The 3286-nt window shown below is 31.3% G+C and carries 5 protein-coding genes; 3 read left to right on the forward strand and 2 right to left on the reverse strand.

The window, feature by feature from the left end; genetic code table 11:
* Both BD31_RS07830 and folP read right to left on the reverse strand, forming a co-directional pair.
* Nucleotides 1-236: IMP dehydrogenase (locus BD31_RS07830; RefSeq protein WP_238536102.1), on the reverse strand; the 236-nt coding region annotated here is incomplete at its 3' end.
* Between the two features lie 72 nt (nucleotides 237-308).
* Nucleotides 309-1172, reverse strand: a complete 864-nt coding sequence (folP, locus tag BD31_RS07835; RefSeq protein WP_008300920.1) for a dihydropteroate synthase — start codon at nucleotides 1170-1172, stop codon at nucleotides 309-311.
* Between the two features lie 34 nt (nucleotides 1173-1206).
* Between folP and BD31_RS07840 the strand changes: the two genes are divergently transcribed.
* The 3 genes from BD31_RS07840 to guaA form a co-directional block, all read left to right on the forward strand.
* The gene (locus BD31_RS07840; protein WP_008300918.1) at nucleotides 1207-1944 is read left to right on the forward strand and encodes a 6-hydroxymethylpterin diphosphokinase MptE-like protein; all 738 of its coding nucleotides are present in this window, start codon (nucleotides 1207-1209) and stop codon (nucleotides 1942-1944) included.
* A 35-nt stretch (nucleotides 1945-1979) separates the two neighbouring features.
* Nucleotides 1980-2564 carry a hypothetical protein gene (locus BD31_RS07845; protein WP_008300912.1) on the forward strand — a complete coding sequence of 195 codons (585 nt, stop codon included), beginning with the start codon at nucleotides 1980-1982 and terminating at the stop codon, nucleotides 2562-2564.
* A gap of 4 nt (nucleotides 2565-2568) precedes the next feature.
* Nucleotides 2569-3286 (forward strand): glutamine-hydrolyzing GMP synthase (gene guaA, locus BD31_RS07850; protein WP_008300914.1); only part of this gene is annotated, 718 nt, incomplete at its 3' end.

The raw sequence follows: 3286 nt of genomic DNA on the forward strand, positions 1-3286 counted from the left end.
ATCATAATACTGCCTGATCGTTTTACTTTGAGAACTTCATTAGCTTGTTCTTGTATTGTCAAAAATCTGTGAATAATTCCTATACCACCAGCACGAGCCATAGCCACAGCCATAGAGGATTCAGTGACCGTATCCATATTTGCACTCACAAAAGGAATGTTAATTGAGATATTTCGAGATAATTTTGTATTAAGCGATGTTTGACTTCTGCTTGTAATATCTGAATATTTGGGCACAAGAAGAACGTCGTCAAAAGTTAAGCCTTCTTTGAATTCCAATGAAACCTTGTTAAGAAAGTAAAATATTGATTATAAGCCTTTGTGTCGTTTTGATAGTTGTGAAGCAATCATTATTGCGTCTTTAGTCGCACCTACATTATGAGTACGGATTATATCAGCACCGTTAAGAACAGATACAGTTTCGGCAGCGATTGATCCAAATATGCGATCAGAGGGGTTTGATTTTTTTAAAATATTTCCTATAAACGATTTGTTAGAAACGGAGATCAGGATTGGAAAATTTTGCTTTATTAAATTTAAATTTTTAAGAATATCTAGATCTCTTTTTACATTATCTGATTTAATTTTTGTAAAAAATGGACCTTTTCCTGTTTTTCTAAAAAATCCAATAGCAGGATCCAATACAATTTTTTCTGATGGAATGTGTGATTTTTTTGCAATTTCCAAACTTTCGCTAAGAAGTTTTTTAGTGGAAATCGAATTTCCAATAACAGTTTTTGAGTCATATGCACATAAAATTAGAGATGGTAGATATTCTGAAATGACTCGTTGCATTTCAATATCATATTTTAGTCCAGAAACATCATTGATAATTTCAACGCCATATTCTAAAGCATCTCTAGCTACTTTAGATCTACATGTATCAACAGAAATTGGAAGGTTAGTATGATTTTGAATTATTTTTATTGCATTTAGAATTCTTTTTGATTCAACTTTTTCCGAAACTAATGTGGATAGATAAGGAGCAGTTGACATTCCCCCAACATCGATAAAATCTGCACCTTCATCTTCCATCTTTTTTACGGTATTTTTTATAGAAATTTTGGTGGTGTTAACAGACTTTTTGTAAAATGATTCAGGACTGGTGTTTAGAATACCCATAATCCGTACAGGGTACTTTTCACCAACCTTTACATTTGCAATTTTAGCCACATGGTTTATCAAAAAGTCATACAATTTGAGTCATATGCTACTTCTAGGTTGGAAACAGAGGTATTCAGATATTTTAAAAGAATTCAGATATGATGGAAAAAAAGATAAAGAATCAGCCATTATATTGAATTCAATTTTAAAAAAATCAGATATTAATAAAAAAATTCTGAATCTAGTTAAAGGTAAAACAGTTTTAGTAATTGGATCAGGACCATCGTTATCAAGTGCCATTCCAAAATTAAGAAATTATAAAAACTCGATAAAAATCGCTGCAGACAGCTCAATTAAACCACTTGTGGAAAATGGAATCATACCAGACATCATTGTAACAGATTTGGATGGTGATGAAAATATACTTGAAAAAATTGCAAAAACAAAATCTATTTTTGTGGTACATGCACATGGAGACAACATAGAAAAATTAGAATTTGTAAAAAAGATTAAAAATTGCATGGGAACAACTCAATCAATTCCTTTTGGAAAAATTCATAATTTTGGGGGATTTACAGATGGTGATAGAGGAGTTTTTCTAGCAAATCATTATGATGCAAAAAAAATTATTTTATTTGGAATGGATTTTGGAGATAGAATTGGAAAATTTTCCAAAACAAAAAAATCAGAAAGAAAAACAAAATTAATGAAATTAAAAAGAGGAAAATCACTTTTAGAATGGCTTGCTACTTTTACAAAATCTGAATTATTTACCACATCAAAGCCAATTAAAGGATTCAAAAAAATATCATACAAAGAACTGGATATTATAATTACCTAGAATGCATTTAATACCCATCTCAAATTAAATAAATTATGAGATTTTCAGATGAACAAGTAAAGGATATTGTTGCATTAAAAGAGAGTTTGATGGAGCAGATCGATAAACATCATGAATCCATAGAAATGCTAGAGAAAAATATCATAGTTTTAGATTTGTTCCTAAAGGGATCTAGTTTTACAAAAGCTTCTCAACTCGAAACCAAGGAAGAGGAAGTAAAAATAGAGCCTATTGAAAAACATGTAGAAAAATCAGATATTGTAACAAATTCAATTCCAATCAAAAGAGTAAATGATGGAAAAATTATCGCCAATGCATTTGTGACACCAGATCAAGTTTCGATTGTATTAGATAATGAAATCGAAATAAATGCTGACACACCTCCTTTCAAATCATTTTTCTTAGATAGAATAATTGGGGAGATGAAAAAGAAAGACTTTGCTGAGGCAGAAAATGGAAGAATCCAAAAAGAGTCAGTAATCGATTATATCGTAAATAAAAATGGAGTGAATATCAGAGAAATTATTATTAAAAATTATAGACAAAAAGAAAGAGTGAACGAGTTAATCAATACAGCAGGGTGGTCATTAACACGTATGCTTGAAAATATCAATAAGTGATAACATGGACAAAATTGTAGTTTTAGATTTTGGTTCTCAGTATAGCCATTTGATTTGTAGAAGAATCAGGGAATTTTCGGTTTATGCAGAACTAGTTCCTTATGATATCAGTTATAATGAATTACAAAAGCTTAATCCGACTGGAATAATTTTTTCTGGAGGACCATCAAGTGTGTATAATTCAGATGCACCAATTCCTGAAGATAAAATCTTTGAAATGAATTTACCATTGCTTGGAATTTGTTATGGGCATCAGTTAATCGTAAACAAATTTGGTGGTAAAGTAAAAAGAGCAAATAAAGAATATGGTTCATCGTTACTTACAATTGACAATGACAAAGATTTGCTAAATGGTGTGGGTGAATCGGTTAGAGCATGGATGAGTCATGGTGATGAGGCAGAGCAAATTCCAGAAGGGTTCAAAGTAATAGGACATACTGAAAGTGCAAAAGCAGCTGCGATTGCGTCAGATGAAAAGTCGATTTATGGAATTCAGTTTCATCCAGAAGTTGTACACACAGAACAAGGTACTGAAATTCTTAAGAATTTTGTTTTAAAGGTTTGTGGAGCAAAACAAGATTGGACTATGGAAGGCTTCATAGATTCAGCTGTAGAAAAAATTTCAAAAATAGATGGCAACGTACTTTGTGGAGTAAGTGGCGGGATTGATTCTACAGTAGTAGCGTTACTAATTCACAAAGCAATTGGAGACAGACTCAAGT

It is taken from the genome of Candidatus Nitrosopumilus salarius BD31 (assembly GCF_000242875.2).
Lineage (GTDB): Archaea > Thermoproteota > Nitrososphaeria > Nitrososphaerales > Nitrosopumilaceae > Nitrosopumilus > Nitrosopumilus salarius.